We start from the raw sequence: 15326 nt of genomic DNA, 5'->3' as shown, positions 1-15326 counted from the left end.
GAGTGCGACGATGATCAGCCGGTGTACTCGGCCTTTGTAGGAGCTGCCGAAGGCTGCGATCTTTTCGAATGCCACACAGCAAAACGGCGATCCGAAGATCGCCGTTTCCAGTTACTGCCCGAACTGCCTGCCCAACCCGCCCGGCACACCATGGATGTCGGTGTCTTCCCACGGTCCGTTCGGGCTGATGGAGCGGCTCCAGCCGTTGTTCCAGCGGTAGTAGGTGCGCTGGCGGTAGAACGTGTTGGGTTGGTCGTCGAGGACGTAGACGCCCATCTTCGCATCCCAATGGCTGTTGCCCCCCGGTGGCGGAGCGAAACTGGCGGAGGTGCGCGGCAGCGGCTTCGCGGGTTTGGCCGGGATGCCCGGTTTGCCTGGTGCCGGCGTCGGTGATGGCGTCGGGCTGGGTTGCGACGGCGGGATCGGTGGCAGTGTCGTTTCAGGAGGCCGATGGACCGCACAAGCGCTTAACCCCAGGACGAGACTGAGCAGGGTAATTCGAGCGATGGCGGTCATGTGGGCGCTTCCTGTTATTTATCCGGGCTGTCGATGGTCAGTTGTTGCTGCGCCGTGGTGCTGCTGGCCAGAGGCTGGCTGCGACCGACCCATTCGCCGGCAGTCGGTTGGCCGGCGCGAGAGATGCGCGCAACCAGTTGGACTTCAGGGAAGTTCGACAGTTTCAACTGCGGCATCATCGCGTCGGCATCGCCCAGTTCGACGGTGGCTGGCAGGTCCGCCACGGTCAGGCGCTTGGCCGCCAGCGGGGCCGGAGGGCCGGAGGTGGCGCGAGCAAAGATGAACACGCTGTCGCCCGGCTGGACCTTGGCTTTCAGGTCGGCCGCGAGATCGACACGCACCTTGAGCAACGCGCCTTTGGTGACCGGAGCCTCGGCAACTTTACCGCCACCAGCCTCAAGCTTCTCGGTCGCGCGGGCGATCCCGCCTTGCAGGGCGGCACGGGAATTGTCGTCCGGTGGCAGTTGCGCCAACAGGCGATTCCAGTAGTCGATGGCGTCCTGATAACGCTCGCCTTCAAACGCGGCGATACCGAGCAAACCGAGGCTGGTGACTTCTTTCGGATCGGCTTTCAGGGCTTCGTCGGTCAGGGCCTGGATCTTGTCCGACCACTTTTTGCCGTCGGCGAAGTACTGGGCCTGGGCCCATTGGCCGAGCAGTTCCGGCTGACGCCCGGCCAGGCTTACGGTGCGTTCGAAAATTTTCGCCGCATCGCCCGGACGATCCTGAGCCATGTAGGTACGGCCGAGGAAGTACAAGCCTTCCGCCGAATCCGGCTGAGCCGCCACCGCACGCTCCAGGCGACGGGTCATTTCTTCCATCGACTGCGGTGCCTGGGCGAATTCCCGGGTCAGTTCGACCTTGTCGCTGGCGCCGAAATGCAGATACAGGCCAAGGCCCAGCACCGGGACGAGAATCGCCGCCAGCAAGGGCAGCAACTTGCCCAGGCTCGAGACCCGTGGCGCCGCAACGCCTTCGGTGTCGGCCAGCAACTCGCGAGCCGCTTCGGCGCGACCGCTGTCCATTTGCGCGGCATCGAGTACACCTTCTTGCTGCTGAGTCTGCAACTCAGCCACGCGCTCTTGGTACAACGCGACGTTCAGGGCAGTACGATCCTCTTCGAGCTGAGCGCGACGGACACGCAAAACCGGGATCAACAGAAAACTCAGGGCAACCAGAAGTAGCAGACCTGCAGCGAGCCAGAAATCAATCATTCTTGGTTTTTATCCAACAGGTGGTCGAGGCGCTCACGCTCATCAAGAGAAAGCGCGTCCGGGGTTTCAGCGCGTTGCACGCGACGACGGCGGACGATCACGGCGATGATCACCAAGCCGCCCAGCAACAGGCCGGCGGGGCCGAACCAGAGCAAGGCAGTCTTGGCGTTCAGGGCGGGTTTGTAGCGGACGAAATCACCGTAGCGATCGACCATGAAATCGATGATCTGCTGGTTGTCCTTGCCTTCGCCCAGCATGCGGAAAATCTCTTTGCGCAGGTCGGCGGCAATCGGTGCGTTGGAATCGGCAATGTCCTGATTCTGGCACTTGGGGCAACGCAGTTCTTTGGTCAACTCACGGAAACGCTCACGGTCGCCTTCTTTGGCGAACTCGTAGGTGTCGATGGCCGCGTGCGCCACGCCCGCCATGCTCAAACCCAATACAACGGCGGCTATCCAGCGCTTCATGGCTTGGCCTCATCGACCAGCGCCTGATACTTGGCCGCCAGTTTTTCGCGCCAGACCTGCTCGTCGATCACCCCGACGTACTTGTCGCGGATGATGCCCTTGGCGTCGATGAAGAAGGTTTCCGGAGCGCCATACACACCGAGGTTCAGGCCCAGGGTGCCTTCGTCGTCGCGGATGTTCAGTTGATACGGGTTATGGAATTCCACCAGCCACTTCAAAGCGTCGGCGTTGACGTCCTTGTAGTTGATGCCATAAATCAGCACGCCCTTCTCGGCCAGTTTATTCAACACCGGGTGCTCGACCCGGCACGAAATGCACCAGGTGCCCCAGACGTTGACCAGTGCCGGTTTACCGAGGATGTCAGCCTTGGTCAGGGTCTTGCCGTCCTGCACCGCTGGCAGGGAAAACTCCGGGAACGGCTTGTCGATCATCGCCGAAGGTAACTCGGCCGGGTCCAGGTACAGACCGCGATAAAGGAAAACAGCCACCACCAAAAAAATCGCCAGTGGCAACAGCATCAACCAACGTCTCATGCAGTGGCTCCCGTCATGCCCAGTGCTTCGCGCACACGGCTTTTCACCTTAACCCGATAACGGCGATCCAGCGCCGCCAGCAACCCGCCGAACCCCGTCAGCAAGCCGCCAAACCAGATCCAGCGCACGAACGGTTTGACGTGCACGCGCACGGCCCAAGCGCCATCGCCCAGCGGTTCGCCGAGGGCGACGTAGAGGTCACGGGTGAAACCGGCGTCGATCCCGGCTTCGGTCATCATCGAGTTCTGCACGGTGTACAGGCGTTTTTCCGGATGCAACACGCTGACTTCCTTGCCATCGCGGATCACGCGGATGGTGCCCTTGTCGGAGGTGAAGTTCGGCCCTTCGAAGTGCTTGGCGCCTTCGAAGATGAAGTGATAACCGGCCAGGTCCATGGACTCGCCCGGCGCCAGGCGCAAATCGCGCTCGGCACTGTTCTGGCTCGACAACACCACGCCGAGGGCGCACACGGCGATGCCCAAATGCGCGATCTGCATGCCCCAATAACTGCGGGTCAGGGTTGGCAGGCCTTTGATCAGGCCTTTGTGGCGAGTCTTGTCGAAGATGTCCCGCACACCGGCCAGCAACACCCATGCCGCGAGCATGAAAGTGGCAATCACCGCCCAGTTGAAATCGCCGTAAGCGACGCCCGCCACCACGGCCAGTGCCGCGCTGCCGAGCAATACCGGGGTCAACATGCCCACCAGCCATTTGACCGGGGTGTCTTTCCAGCGCACCAGCATGCCGACCGCCATCACCACCATCAGCAACGCCATCAAGGGAATGAACAACGCGTTGAAGTACGGCGGGCCAACGGACAACTTGGCGCCGGTCATCGCATCGAGGATCAGCGGATACAACGTCCCCAGCAGAATCATCGACGCGGCGACCACCAGCACCAGGTTGTTACCCAGCAGCAGGGTTTCCCGGGACCAGAGGTTGAAGCCCACATGGCTCTTGACCACCGGCGCACGCAAGGCAAACAACGTCAGCGAACCACCAACCACAAACAACAGGAAGATCAGGATGAACACGCCGCGCTCAGGGTCGGACGCAAAGGCGTGAACCGAAGTCAGGACGCCGGAACGCACCAGGAAGGTCCCGAGCAGGCTCAACGAGAATGCGGCGATGGCCAGCAACACGGTCCAGCTCTTGAACACGCCACGTTTTTCCGTGACCGCCAACGAGTGAATCAGCGCCGTACCGACCAGCCAAGGCATGAACGAGGCGTTTTCCACCGGGTCCCAGAACCACCAGCCGCCCCAGCCAAGTTCGTAGTACGCCCACCACGAACCGAGGGTGATGCCGATCCCGAGGAAAGCCCACGCGACGATGGTCCACGGACGGGACCAGCGCGCCCACGCGGCATCAAGACGACCGCCGAGCAGCGCGGCGATGGCAAACGCGAAGGCCACGGAGAAACCGACATAACCCATGTACAGCATCGGCGGGTGAACGATCAGGCCGATGTCTTGCAGCAACGGGTTGAGGTCGCGACCGTCCGCCGGAATCTGCGGCAGAATCCGCGCGAACGGGTTGGACGTGAGGATCAGGAACATCAGGAAACCGGTGCTGATCATGCCCATCACCGCCAGTACGCGGGCGAGCATGACTTGCGGCAACTGCCGGGAGAACACCGATACGGCGAAGGTCCAGCCGCCGAGGATCAAGGCCCACAACAACAACGACCCTTCGTGGGCGCCCCACACCGCGCTGAATTTGTAGTACCACGGCAACGCGCTGTTGGAATTGCTCGCCACATAGGCGACGGAGAAGTCATCGGTCATGAACGCGTAGGTCAGGCTGCCGAAGGCGAACACCAGAAACGCGAACTGCCCCCAGGCGGCGGGTTGCGCCAGGCTCATCCACAAGCGGTCGCCACGCCAGGCGCCGAGCAACGGCACGACGGCCTGAACCAGCGCGAAGCACAGCGCCAGGATCATCGCCAACTGGCCCAACTCCGGGATAAAGATTGCAGACGTCATCAAATCAACCCTCTTTGGCTTGGGTAGGCGCCGATTGGCCGCTGTCTTTCAGGGCCTTGGTCACTTCGGGCGGCATGTACTTCTCGTCGTGCTTGGCCAGCACTTCGTCGGCCACCACCACGCCATCAGCGTTGAGTTTGCCCAGGGCGACGATACCCTGCCCTTCGCGGAACAGGTCCGGGAGGATGCCGCGATAAGTGATGGTCACGGATTTGTTGAAGTCGGTGACGATGAATTTCACGTCCAGGGAATCGCCGGAACGTTGCAGCGAACCTTTTTCGACCATGCCACCGGCGCGGATGCGCGTGTCTTGCGGGGCTTCGCCGTTGGCGATCTGGGTCGGGGTGTAAAACAGATTGATGTTCTCTTTCAGCGCGCTCAGTGCCAGGCCGACGGCAGCGCCGACCCCGACCAGGATCGCGAGAATGATGATAAGACGCTTTTTGCGCAGCGGATTCACTTGCCGTTCTCCCGGCGCAAACGACGCGCCTCTTGTTGCAGATACCGCTTGCGGGCCAGGATCGGCACCGCCACGTTGAGGATCAGCACCGCCAGGCAGATGCCGTAGGCCGACCAGACATACAGGGCATGATGGCCCATGGCGAGGAAGTCGCCGAATGAAGCAAAACTCATCAAGCAGCCTCCAGACTGTTCTGTATTTCGGCCTTGACCCAACTCGCCCGGGCTTCGCGCTTGAGCACTTCAAGGCGCATGCGCAGCAACAGCACCGCGCCGAAGAAACAGTAGAAACCCAGCACCGTCAGCAGCAGTGGCAGCCACATTTCGGCGGGCATCGCCGGTTTTTCGGTGAGGGTGAACGTCGAGCCTTGGTGCAGGGTGTTCCACCACTCCACCGAGTACTTGATGATCGGGATGTTGATCACACCGACAATCGCCAGCACCGCGCAGGCCTTGGCCGCGCTGTCACGATTACTGATGGCGTTGCCCAGCGCAATGAGACCGAAGTACAGGAACAGCAGAATAAGCATGGACGTCAGTCGCGCATCCCAGACCCACCACGAGCCCCAGGTCGGTTTGCCCCAGATCGCCCCGGTGACCAACGCCACGGCAGTCATCCAGGCACCGATCGGTGCGGCGCATTGCAGGGCGACGTCGGCCAGCTTCATCTTCCAGACCAGCCCGACCACGCCGCAGACCGCCAGCATCACGTAGCAGGACTGGGCCAGCATGGCGGCCGGAACATGGATATAGATGATGCGAAAGCTGTTGCCTTGCTGGTAGTCCGGCGGCGCGAAGGCCAGGCCCCAGACCACGCCGACGCTAATCAGCAGCAACGCCGCGACGCTCAGCCACGGCAGCAGCTTGCCGCTGATGCCGTAAAACCATTTGGGTGAGCCGAGCTTATGAAACCAGGTCCAGTTCATTACTGTTTCCATCACGGTTGCTCTTCGCTATGAAGAGCCAAGGGTCTTTACTGGTCAAAAACTGACCAGACCTCATTATTCGCCGACGCTGATCTTCAGGCCAGCGGCTATTGCAAAAGGTGTCAGGGTTATCGCCAGGGCGGTCAGGCTACCAAGCCACAGGAGATAACCGGTCGCCGGCATGCCTTGAAGGGCAGCCTGCAAGGCGCCACTGCCAAGAATCAACACCGGGATGTACAGCGGCAGAATCAGCAGCGCCAGCAACAGGCCACCACGCTTCAATCCGACCGTCAGGGCCGCGCCCACCGCACCGAGCAGGCTCAGCACCGGTGTACCCAGCAATAACGCAAGCAGCAACACCGGCAGACAGGCGGCAGGCAAACCGAGCATCAACGCCAGCAGTGGAGCGAGCAAAACCAGTGCCAGGCCAGAGAAGGCCCAGTGTGCCAGTACCTTGGCCAAAACCAGAAGAGCCAGGGGGTGCGGCGAAAGGACCCACTGCTCGAGCGAACCGTCCTCGAAATCACTGCGGAAGAGCCCGTCCAGCGAGAGCAGGACCGATAAAAGCGCTGCCACCCAGACCAGTCCCGGAGACAAGGTTTGCAACAATTGAGACTCGGGGCCGACCGCCAGCGGGAACATCGACACCACGATGGCGAAGAATACCAACGGATTGGCCAGCTCCGCCGGACGGCGGAACAGCAAGCGAGCCTCACGGGCGACCAGCAGGCCGAAAACACTCATACGGCCCAGTTCCCCAGATCAATGTCGCGATAGCCGGCCGGCATCCGGGTCAGCGTGTGGTGAGTGGTCAACACCACCATGCCGCCCCGTTCGCAGTGGCTGGCCAGGTGTTCTTCGAGTTGCGCCACGCCCTGTTTGTCGAGCGCGGTGAAGGGTTCGTCGAGAATCCACAGCGGCGGGCTCTCGAGGTAAAGCCGCGCCAGCGCCACGCGCCGTTGCTGGCCGGCAGACAAGGTGTGGCACGGCACATCCTCGAAACCGCGCAACCCGACCGCCGTCAGTGCTTGCCGGATCGCCTCATGGCTGGCCGGTTGGTGCAATGCGCAGAGCCAGCTAAGGTTTTCCTCAGGCGTCAGCAAATCCTTGATTCCGGCGGCGTGGCCGATCCACAGCAGGTTGCGCGCCAGTTCGCTGCGTTGCTCGTTCAACGGTTGACCGTTGAGCAACACTTGACCGGCGGTCGGCTGCATCAGCCCGGACAACAAGCGCAACAAACTGGTCTTGCCGCTGCCGTTGGGGCCGCTGATTTGCACCATTTCGCCACTGGACAGTCTCAATTCGAGATTTTCGAAGAGCAGCCGAAGGTCTCGCTCACAGGCGAGGTCAACGGTTTGCAGGAGTGGACTGTTCAAGAGATCACGGGCCTTTTTGTTTCAAATCGGCGTTTCAAATCGACGGTTCAAGTCGGCAGTGGCGCGGCCGCTAAAGAGATGCAGCATAGATGCATTGGCGGCCGGTTTTAGAGAGCTGCGTCAAAACAATTGCAATGTTTTTACCGCTCCCTGAACGACGGGCGGCATTATACATGCCATGCCTTACTCTAAAGAGCGCATTTTCCGAAGGTTGTGACCGCGTATGACAGGCGAAATGAACATCCTCCCGCTGCCCCAGACTGCGCCGGCGGCCACTCGCCCGCTGGTGGTCAGCGGTGACGTGCTCAAGCTGCTGACGCCGATGGAAGGCCTGATCACGCCCGGCCAGACCGCCAGCGCTGAAGTGCTGTCGCTCAAGCAGGCGGATCAGACCTTTCAATTGCTGCTCAAAGTCACCCTCGACAGCGGCCGCCAGACCACGGTCCAGGCCACCAGCCTGCAACCGCTGCCCACCGGCACCAACCTGGCAATCACCCAGCCGTCCGCCAGCAACCTCGCGATCACGGTGCAACAAGCGATTGCCTCCAATGTCGCCGCCCTCACCCGCCTCGACACCGCGCAACTGCCGGCCGGCACCTTGCTGCAAGGCAAAGTGCTGACATCTCAGGTGCTGCCGCAGACGCCGGGCCAACCCACGGTTTTTCGCTCACTGGTGAGTTTGCTCAACACGGCATTAAGCGGCAGCACCCTGACCATCGACAGCCCGCAACCGCTGCGTATCGGTACGTTGCTCAGCGCACTGGTGCAGGACTCGCAGACCTTGAAATTCCTGCCGCTGAGCAATCGCCAGGATCAGTTGGCGGTCACTCAGCAATTGAACACCCAGCAGAGCCGCCAGGGTTCGCTGGACGGCCTGCTCAGCGCCTTGCAAAACCTGCCGCAGTCCGACGAGACCTCCGCCGACCTGCAAGCCGCCGTGAACAAACTGCTCGCCGGTCTGCCCGACGTCCAGCAACTCAGCACCCCTAAGGGCCTCGCCCTGGCGTTGGCCAATAGTGGTCTGTTTCTCGAAACGAAATTGCTGACCGGCCAGACCCCGAGCCTGGCCCCGGACATGAAAGCCGACCTGCTCAAGCTCATCGCGCAACTGACCCCGGCCAACACCAACCTCACCGCGATCATCGCCGCCAACACCCTGGCCCAGGCGATGCCGAGTTTTGTGCGCAGCGCATTGGGCATGCTCGGCCAGGTCAGCGCCAAACCGCTGCCGACCAGTTTCCCGCTGCCCGCCCGGTTGTTGCAGAGCCAGGACGGCGAAGGCGATCTTGAGCACTTGCTGCGCCTGGCCGCTGCGGCGGTTTCGCGCCTGCAAAGCCATCAGTTGTCGAGTCTGGAACAAACCGGTGTCACCGATGATGGCCGCTTGCTGAGCACCTGGCAGCTGGAAATCCCGATGCGCAATATGCAAGACATCGTGCCGTTGCAGGTCAAGTTCCAGCGCGAAGAGGCACCGGAAAAAGAAGCGCAAAACGAACGCCGCGAAGAACGCGAACCGAAACAACAACTGTGGCGGGTAGAACTGGCGTTCGACATGGAACCCCTGGGCCCGTTGCAGGTTCAGGCGCAGTTGATCCAGGGCAGCCTGTCCAGTCAACTCTGGGCCGAACGGCCATACACCGCGAGCCTGATCGAAAGCAATCTGGCGGCCCTGCGCGAGCGACTGCTGGCGTCCGGCCTGAACGTCGGCGATCTGGATTGCCACCTCGGCACACCGCCCCAAGGCGCGCAAACCCGCCTCGAACAACGCTGGGTCGACGAAACCGCATGAGAAACCCCAACACCCCACGCCAGGCCATCGCCCTCAAGTACGACGGCAGCCACGCCCCAACCCTCACCGCCAAGGGCGACGAAGAACTGGCCGAAGCCATTCTGAAAATCGCCCGGGAATGCGAAGTGCCAATCTACGAAAACCCGGAGCTGGTGAGGCTGCTGGCGAAGATGGAATTGGGGGACAGTATTCCGGAGGAGCTGTATCGCACGATTGCGGAGATTATTGCGTTTGCGTGGAACCTGAAGGGCAAGTTCCCGGCAGGACAGGACCCGAATGCGCCGATGGTCGAGAAGGATGTCACCGATCGTGGGGAGGATTATTGATGTGTGTTGAATGCAAAAGATCGCAGCCTCGTTTCACTCGACAGCTCCTACATTGGGATTGCATACACCCTGTAGGAGCTGTCGAGTGAAACGAGGCTGCGATCTTTTGATCTATCTCAGTTCTTGTGCAGCTTACGCATCAACTCCGCCTCAGCCTGGGTCAAACCGCAAGACTGAGTCAGCTCATCAACGGTGGCGCCCATCCCGACCAATCGCGCCGCTTGGGCAAACGACAGGCTCGACGGGTCGCGCTGTTCCAGTTGGGCGAGTTTGTCCGGCAACGGCCCGACTACCGCGCGCAATTCGTGCAGGTCTTCGCCCATGCGCACGTTGCCGCTCTGGTAGTTGTCGACGCGCTTGCCCAGGTCCTTGATGCGCTGATCGCGCAGCGCATCGCCCTCGGCCTGTTGCGCGGCGATCAGCCGCTGGCCACGGATGTACGCCAGAAACATCGCCAGCGTGCCTGCCCAAAACAGGAACAGGACAATGACTGCAACCTCAAGAATCAATCAGATGTTCTCCAGATCCGACCATTCTTCTTCGCTCATCATCTTGTCCAGTTCGACCAGGATGAGGAGTTCGTTGTTCTTGTTGCACACGCCCTGAATGAACTTGGCCGATTCTTCGTTACCGACGTTCGGCGCGGTCTCGATTTCCGACTGACGCAGGTAAACCACTTCGGCGACGCTGTCGACCATGATCCCGACCACTTGCTTGTCGGCTTCGATGATGACGATACGGGTGTTGTCGCTGATCTCGGCGTTCATCAGGCCGAAGCGCTGACGGGTGTCGATCACGGTGACCACGTTACCGCGCAGGTTGATGATGCCCAGCACGTAGCTCGGGGCACCCGGGACCGGGGCGATTTCGGTGTAACGCAGGACTTCCTGAACGCGCATCACGTTGATGCCGTAGGTTTCGTTGTCCAGTTTGAAGGTCACCCATTGCAGGATCGGATCTTCAGAACCCTTTGCATTCGTCGCGTGATTACTCATACCTGACCCCTCGAAAAACCGCTTCTGGCGGTGTGTGTTCTGTTGGCGGCATTCAACAATGCCGTCGCGTACTTGTTATGTCGGCTGCTATGTCGATTTGTGTAGCGGCTTACTGCCGCCCATGTGCTTTGCCCCGCCGCTGGCGATCAACTCGGCCAGCGCGGCAACGTCCAGCAAGGCGCACATGTGCTCAATCACCGTGCCGGCGAGCCATGGCCGCTGACCTCGGTGACTTCTCCATTTGATTTCGTTCGGGTCCAGGCGCAACGAGCGGCTGACCTGATGCACCGCCAGCCCCCACTCGTAGCCCTGCACCGAAATCACGTATTGCAGGCCCTGGCGGAAATCATCGCGATAGCGGTCAGGCATGACCCAGCGTGCGGTATCCAGCACTTTGAGGTTGCCGGCCTGGCTCGGCAGAATCCCGAGGAACCATTCCGGCTGACCGAACAGCGGCGTCAGCTCATGGCCGGCCAGGGAATAAATCGAGCCTAGGCACACCAGCGGCACGGCCAGGGTCAGCCCGGCGACGTCGAACAGCAGGCATTCGAACGGCTCGGCAGCCCAGGACGGACGGCCATCGGTTTCCACCGGTGGCGGCGTGTTGCTCGGCGGCAGATGAACTTCCACCACCGGCGGCACCAGGGCTTGCAGCAATGGTGCGATGGTCGAGACCGGTGCCAGGATAGGTGCCGGGGCCTCGATCAACGCGACAGGCGTTTTTGTAACGACAGGCGCAACAACCGGCGCAATCGCTGGCGCGGCAACCGCTGGACGCGCGTCACGGGCCTGCTCTTCGAGCACCGCCGCTTGAAACTCATCCAGTGCCGCTTCGACTCGGACCGTTTCAACCACCGCGACGACATCAGCAACCGCCTCGACTTCCAGCGGCAACTCTTCCGTCGCCTCCATCAGCAAGTTGTCCAGATAAGACTGGAGCGCGAGTTGTGGGCGCGAAGTAACCTTCACCGGCCTGTTCATGCGCGCACCTGCGTAGGAGCTGCCGAAGGCTGCGATCTTTTGGCTGTTTCAAGGACGCCACAAAGCAAGATCAAAAGATCGCAGCCTGCGGGAGCTCCTACGGGGATTGGGTTCATCAGGCCACCGCCGGGACAAGTTGTGCGGCCAGCAGGTGCTTGAGCAGCGCGCGATAGGCGAGTACGCCACGGCTCTTGCCGTCGAACTGCGAAGGCGTCACGCCGGCCCGACTCGCATCGCGCATACGGGTGTCTACCGGGATGTAGCCTTGCCAGATTTCTTCCGGGTACTTGTCGCGCAGCACCCGCAGGGTTCCGAGGGAGGCCTGGGTCCGGCGGTCGAACAGGGTCGGCACGATGCAGAACGGCAACGCCTGCTTACGCGAACGGTTGATCATCGCCAACGTGTTGACCATGCGTTCCAGGCCTTTGACGGCCAGGTGCTCGGTCTGCACCGGGATCACCAATTGCTGGCTCGCGGCCAAGGCGTTGACCATCAGCACACCGAGCAAGGGCGGGCTGTCGATCACTGCGTAATCGAAGTCTTGCCACAACTGCGCCAGACTCTTGGCGATCACCAGGCCCAGGCCACTTTGCCCTGGCGACTGACGCTCAAGGGTCGCCAGCGCGGTGCTCGACGGCAGCAGGGAAATGTTTTCGTGACTGGTAGGCATCAACAACTGACCGGGCAAGCCTTGCGGCACGCTGCCCTTGTGCAGGAACAGGTCGTAGCTGCTGTGTTCCAGGGTGTCGGGGTCATAACCGAAATAGCTGGTCATCGAGCCGTGCGGGTCGAGATCGACAATGACCACGCGCTTGCCCGCCTCGGCCAGCAACCCGGCTAAAGCGATAGAGGAAGTGGTTTTACCAACACCACCCTTTTGATTGGCAACTGCCCAGACTCTCATTCGGATTGTTCCTCCCGGTCGATAAGGCCGACCGAGAAATAGCTCAACGTATTAATGCGGGTGACAGAGAATTGACGGCGCTCTCTCGTACCGGCGACTTGACCGGGGTCGGTGCAGTTTGTGTGCCAGCACGCTTCAACGCAGCGTCCGGTTTCGCATTGGCGGTTCCGGTGCCCGTGAGGCTGCGACGTACATCGAGATTTCGTGAAACCACCAACACCACCCGACGGTTGCGCGCCCGGCCTTCGGCGGTGGCGTTGTTGGCCACCGGCTGGAACTCACCGTAACCCACTGACGCCAGGCGCCCGGGGTTCACACCCTGCATCGCCAACATGCGCACGATGCTCGCCGAGCGGGCCGAGGACAGCTCCCAGTTGGTCGGGTACTGCGCCGTGCGGATCGGTTGATCGTCGGTAAAGCCTTCGACGTGGATCGGGTTGTCGAACGGTTTCAGAATCGCCGCAACTTTATCGATGATGCTGAACGCCATGTCGCTGGGCATGGCATCGCCGCTGCCGAACAACAGGCTGGAATTGAGCTCGATCTCGACCCACAACTCATTGCCGCGCACGGTCATCTGGTTGGAGCTGATCAAATCGCCGAACGCGGCGCTGATGTCATCGGCGATGCTTTTGAGCGGGTCACTGGCCCCGGCGATGCCGGCGTCAACCTGCTCGGCGTCCTTGACCAGCGGCTTGGCCGGGGTCACCGTCATCGGCCGCTCTTCACCGACGGGGATCGGCTTGACGGCGCGATCCGAGTCGGTGAACACCCCAATCAACGCTTCCGAAATGACCTTGTACTTGCCTTCGTTGATCGAAGAGATCGAGTACATGACCACGAAGAACGCAAACAGCAAGGTGATGAAGTCGGCGTAGGAAACCAGCCAGCGTTCATGGTTTACATGCTCTTCAGGTTGCCGGCGACGAGCCATATTCCATTACCCCCATCAATCCATGAAGCCCTGAAGCTTCAACTCAATAGAGCGAGGGTTTTCACCTTCGGCGATCGACAGAATCCCTTCCAACAACATTTCGCGATAACGCGACTGACGCAACGCGATGGACTTGAGCTTGGCCGCGACCGGCAGCAGCACCAGGTTGGCACTGGCCACACCGTAGATGGTCGCGACGAAAGCGACGGCAATGCCGTTACCCAGTTGCGACGGATCACCCAGGTTGCCCATGACGTGAATCAGGCCCATCACCGCACCGATGATGCCGATGGTCGGCGCATAACCGCCCATGCTTTCGAAGACTCTGGCGGCTTCGAGGTCGCGGCTTTCCTGGGTGTAGAAATCCACTTCCAGGATGCTGCGAATCGCTTCCGGCTCGGCGCCGTCCACCAGCAATTGCAGGCCTTTGCGCGAGTAGTTGTCCGGTTCGGCGTCCGCCACCCCTTCCAACCCGAGCAGACCTTCCTTGCGAGCGGTCAGGCTCCAGTTCACCACGCGATCAACGCCACCGGCCAGATCCACGCGAGGTGGAAACAGAATCCAGGCAAGGATCTGCATGGCGCGCTTGAAAGCGCTCATCGGCGATTGCAACAGCGCCGCACCGATGGTGCCACCGAGCACGATCAACGCGGCCGGGCCGTTGGCCAGTGCGCCGAGGTGACCGCCTTCAAGGTAGTTGCCGCCAATGATGGCGACGAACGCCATGATGATCCCGATAAGGCTGAGTACATCCATCAGATACAGGCCTCAACCAAGTGCTTGCCGATGTCGTCCAGGCTGTAAATCGCGTCGGCGAGGTCGGCTTTGACGATGGCCATCGGCATGCCGTAGATCACGCAACTGGCTTCATCCTGGGCCCAGATCGCACTGCCGCCCTGTTTGAGCAGGCGCGCGCCTTCACGACCGTCGGCGCCCATGCCGGTCAGTACGACCGCCAGAACTTTGTCGCCGTAGGACTTGGCTGCCGAACCGAACGTGATGTCCACGCACGGCTTGTAGTTCAGACGCTCGTCGCCCGGCAGGATTTTCACCGCGCCACGGCCATCGATCATCATTTGCTTGCCGCCCGGTGCCAACAGCGCCAGGCCAGGACGCAGGATGTCGCCATCCTCGGCTTCCTTGACGCTGATGCGGCACAGCTTGTCCAGACGCTCGGCGAAGGCCTTGGTGAAGGCCGCCGGCATGTGCTGGATCAACACGATCGGCGCCGGGAAGTTGGCCGGCAACTGGGTCAAGACCCGTTGCAGGGCAACCGGGCCGCCGGTGGATGTACCGATGGCGACCAGTTTGTAGGCTTTGCGTTTTGGCGCCGGCGACGACGGGCCCGAAGACACCGGCGCACGGCTCGGCATTGGCGCCGGTGCCGGACGCGCAGGTGCGCTGCTGCCGTAACTGCTGACGCTCGAAGGCGCAGGCGTCGGGGCTGGAGCGGCGATCGGGGCCGGAGCGCTGTAGGTGTTGGCGCGACGGTTACTGCGCGAAATACTCAGAATCTTCTCGCACAGCAGTTGCTTGACCTTCTCCGGGTTGCGGGAGATGTCTTCGAAATTCTTCGGCAGGAAGTCCACCGCACCGGCGTCCAGCGCATCCAGGGTGACCCGGGCGCCTTCGTGCGTCAGCGAGGAGAACATCAAGACCGGAGTCGGGCAGCGCTGCATGATATGCCGCACGGCCGTGATGCCATCCATCATCGGCATCTCGTAGTCCATGGTGATCACGTCTGGCTTGAGGGCCAGCGCCTGATCGATCGCCTCTTTTCCGTTGGTCGCCGTACCGACAACCTGGATATTCGAATCCGCTGAAAGAATTTCCGAGACGCGGCGGCGGAAAAACCCCGAATCGTCCACCACCAGGACTTTGACTACCATAAACACTCCGTTAGACGCCGCGGGGCGTTGTC

General features: G+C 61.4%; 19 protein-coding genes. 2 read left to right on the top strand and 17 right to left on the bottom strand.

The features are described from left to right. Positions 1 to 111 precede the first annotated feature (111 nt). The 10 genes from V5E99_RS05890 to ccmA form a co-directional block, all read right to left on the bottom strand. Positions 112 to 516: a hypothetical protein gene (locus tag V5E99_RS05890; RefSeq protein ID WP_499801585.1), complete on the bottom strand. Its 405-nt coding sequence runs from the start codon at positions 514 to 516 to the stop codon at positions 112 to 114. Between the two features lie 14 nt (positions 517 to 530). Then, positions 531 to 1730, bottom strand: coding sequence for a c-type cytochrome biogenesis protein CcmI (ccmI, locus tag V5E99_RS05885; protein ID WP_499801584.1), 1200 nt, complete (start codon positions 1728 to 1730; stop codon positions 531 to 533). Then, a complete protein-coding gene (locus V5E99_RS05880; RefSeq protein WP_499801583.1) occupies positions 1727 to 2197 on the bottom strand; it encodes a cytochrome c-type biogenesis protein in 471 nt (156 codons plus the stop codon). Before V5E99_RS05880 ends, ccmI begins: the two co-directional genes overlap by 4 nt. Then, the gene (locus tag V5E99_RS05875) at positions 2194 to 2730 is read right to left on the bottom strand and encodes a DsbE family thiol:disulfide interchange protein (RefSeq protein ID WP_499801582.1); all 537 of its coding nucleotides are present in this window, start codon (positions 2728 to 2730) and stop codon (positions 2194 to 2196) included. Before V5E99_RS05875 ends, V5E99_RS05880 begins: the two co-directional genes overlap by 4 nt. Next, positions 2727 to 4715 (bottom strand): heme lyase CcmF/NrfE family subunit, encoded by a 1989-nt coding sequence (locus V5E99_RS05870; protein WP_499801581.1) that lies wholly within the window; start codon positions 4713 to 4715, stop codon positions 2727 to 2729. The genes V5E99_RS05875 and V5E99_RS05870 overlap by 4 nt, the downstream gene beginning before the upstream one ends. A 4-nt stretch (positions 4716 to 4719) precedes the next feature. Beyond that, entirely contained in the window at positions 4720 to 5175 is a 456-nt protein-coding gene (ccmE, locus tag V5E99_RS05865) for a cytochrome c maturation protein CcmE (RefSeq protein WP_499801580.1), read from the bottom strand. Then, on the bottom strand, positions 5172 to 5348 hold the full coding sequence (gene ccmD / locus V5E99_RS05860) for a heme exporter protein CcmD (protein WP_499801579.1): 177 nt from the start codon (positions 5346 to 5348) through the stop codon (positions 5172 to 5174). The genes ccmE and ccmD overlap by 4 nt, the downstream gene beginning before the upstream one ends. After that, complete coding sequence (locus V5E99_RS05855) at positions 5348 to 6100, bottom strand: heme ABC transporter permease (protein ID WP_499801578.1); 753 nt, start codon at positions 6098 to 6100, stop codon at positions 5348 to 5350. Before V5E99_RS05855 ends, ccmD begins: the two co-directional genes overlap by 1 nt. A 75-nt stretch (positions 6101 to 6175) precedes the next feature. Continuing rightward, complete coding sequence (gene ccmB, locus V5E99_RS05850; RefSeq protein ID WP_499801577.1) at positions 6176 to 6844, bottom strand: heme exporter protein CcmB; 669 nt, start codon at positions 6842 to 6844, stop codon at positions 6176 to 6178. Next, complete coding sequence (gene ccmA, locus V5E99_RS05845; RefSeq protein ID WP_499801576.1) at positions 6841 to 7476, bottom strand: cytochrome c biogenesis heme-transporting ATPase CcmA; 636 nt, start codon at positions 7474 to 7476, stop codon at positions 6841 to 6843. The genes ccmB and ccmA overlap by 4 nt, the downstream gene beginning before the upstream one ends. A 235-nt stretch (positions 7477 to 7711) precedes the next feature. On the opposite strand from ccmA, the gene fliK reads away from it, so the two are divergent. Together fliK and V5E99_RS05835 are read left to right on the top strand one after the other, a co-directional pair. Next, the gene (fliK, locus tag V5E99_RS05840) at positions 7712 to 9265 is read left to right on the top strand and encodes a flagellar hook-length control protein FliK (RefSeq protein WP_499801575.1); all 1554 of its coding nucleotides are present in this window, start codon (positions 7712 to 7714) and stop codon (positions 9263 to 9265) included. Continuing rightward, positions 9262 to 9591, top strand: a complete 330-nt coding sequence (locus V5E99_RS05835; RefSeq protein ID WP_499801574.1) for an EscU/YscU/HrcU family type III secretion system export apparatus switch protein — start codon at positions 9262 to 9264, stop codon at positions 9589 to 9591. The genes fliK and V5E99_RS05835 overlap by 4 nt, the downstream gene beginning before the upstream one ends. 116 nt (positions 9592 to 9707) lie before the next feature. Here the strand turns inward: V5E99_RS05835 and V5E99_RS05830 are convergent, their stop codons facing one another. From V5E99_RS05830 to V5E99_RS05800, 7 genes are all read right to left on the bottom strand, one after another. Next, on the bottom strand, positions 9708 to 10100 hold the full coding sequence (locus V5E99_RS05830) for a DUF2802 domain-containing protein (protein WP_499801573.1): 393 nt from the start codon (positions 10098 to 10100) through the stop codon (positions 9708 to 9710). Beyond that, positions 10101 to 10586, bottom strand: a complete 486-nt coding sequence (locus V5E99_RS05825) for a chemotaxis protein CheW (protein WP_059407544.1) — start codon at positions 10584 to 10586, stop codon at positions 10101 to 10103. An 87-nt stretch (positions 10587 to 10673) separates the two neighbouring features. Further along, positions 10674 to 11567, bottom strand: coding sequence for a CheW domain-containing protein (locus V5E99_RS05820; protein WP_499801572.1), 894 nt, complete (start codon positions 11565 to 11567; stop codon positions 10674 to 10676). A 115-nt stretch (positions 11568 to 11682) separates the two neighbouring features. Continuing rightward, on the bottom strand, positions 11683 to 12471 hold the full coding sequence (locus tag V5E99_RS05815) for a ParA family protein (protein ID WP_499801571.1): 789 nt from the start codon (positions 12469 to 12471) through the stop codon (positions 11683 to 11685). Positions 12472 to 12514: 43 nt separating this feature from the next. Beyond that, positions 12515 to 13405 (bottom strand): flagellar motor protein MotD, encoded by an 891-nt coding sequence (gene motD, locus V5E99_RS05810; protein WP_499801570.1) that lies wholly within the window; start codon positions 13403 to 13405, stop codon positions 12515 to 12517. 15 nt (positions 13406 to 13420) lie between these two features. Continuing rightward, entirely contained in the window at positions 13421 to 14161 is a 741-nt protein-coding gene (locus V5E99_RS05805) for a flagellar motor protein (RefSeq protein WP_499801569.1), read from the bottom strand. Beyond that, on the bottom strand, positions 14161 to 15294 hold the full coding sequence (locus tag V5E99_RS05800) for a protein-glutamate methylesterase/protein-glutamine glutaminase (RefSeq protein WP_499801568.1): 1134 nt from the start codon (positions 15292 to 15294) through the stop codon (positions 14161 to 14163). Before V5E99_RS05800 ends, V5E99_RS05805 begins: the two co-directional genes overlap by 1 nt. Positions 15295 to 15326: the final 32 nt, after the last annotated feature.

The organism is Janthinobacterium sp. LPB2021202312-11-4 (genome assembly GCF_037049705.1).
In the GTDB taxonomy this organism is placed as follows: Bacteria; Pseudomonadota; Gammaproteobacteria; order Pseudomonadales; family Pseudomonadaceae; genus Aquipseudomonas.
The sequence above is the reverse complement of the archived record's forward strand: the minus strand, read 5'-3'. Positions and strand labels throughout refer to the sequence as shown.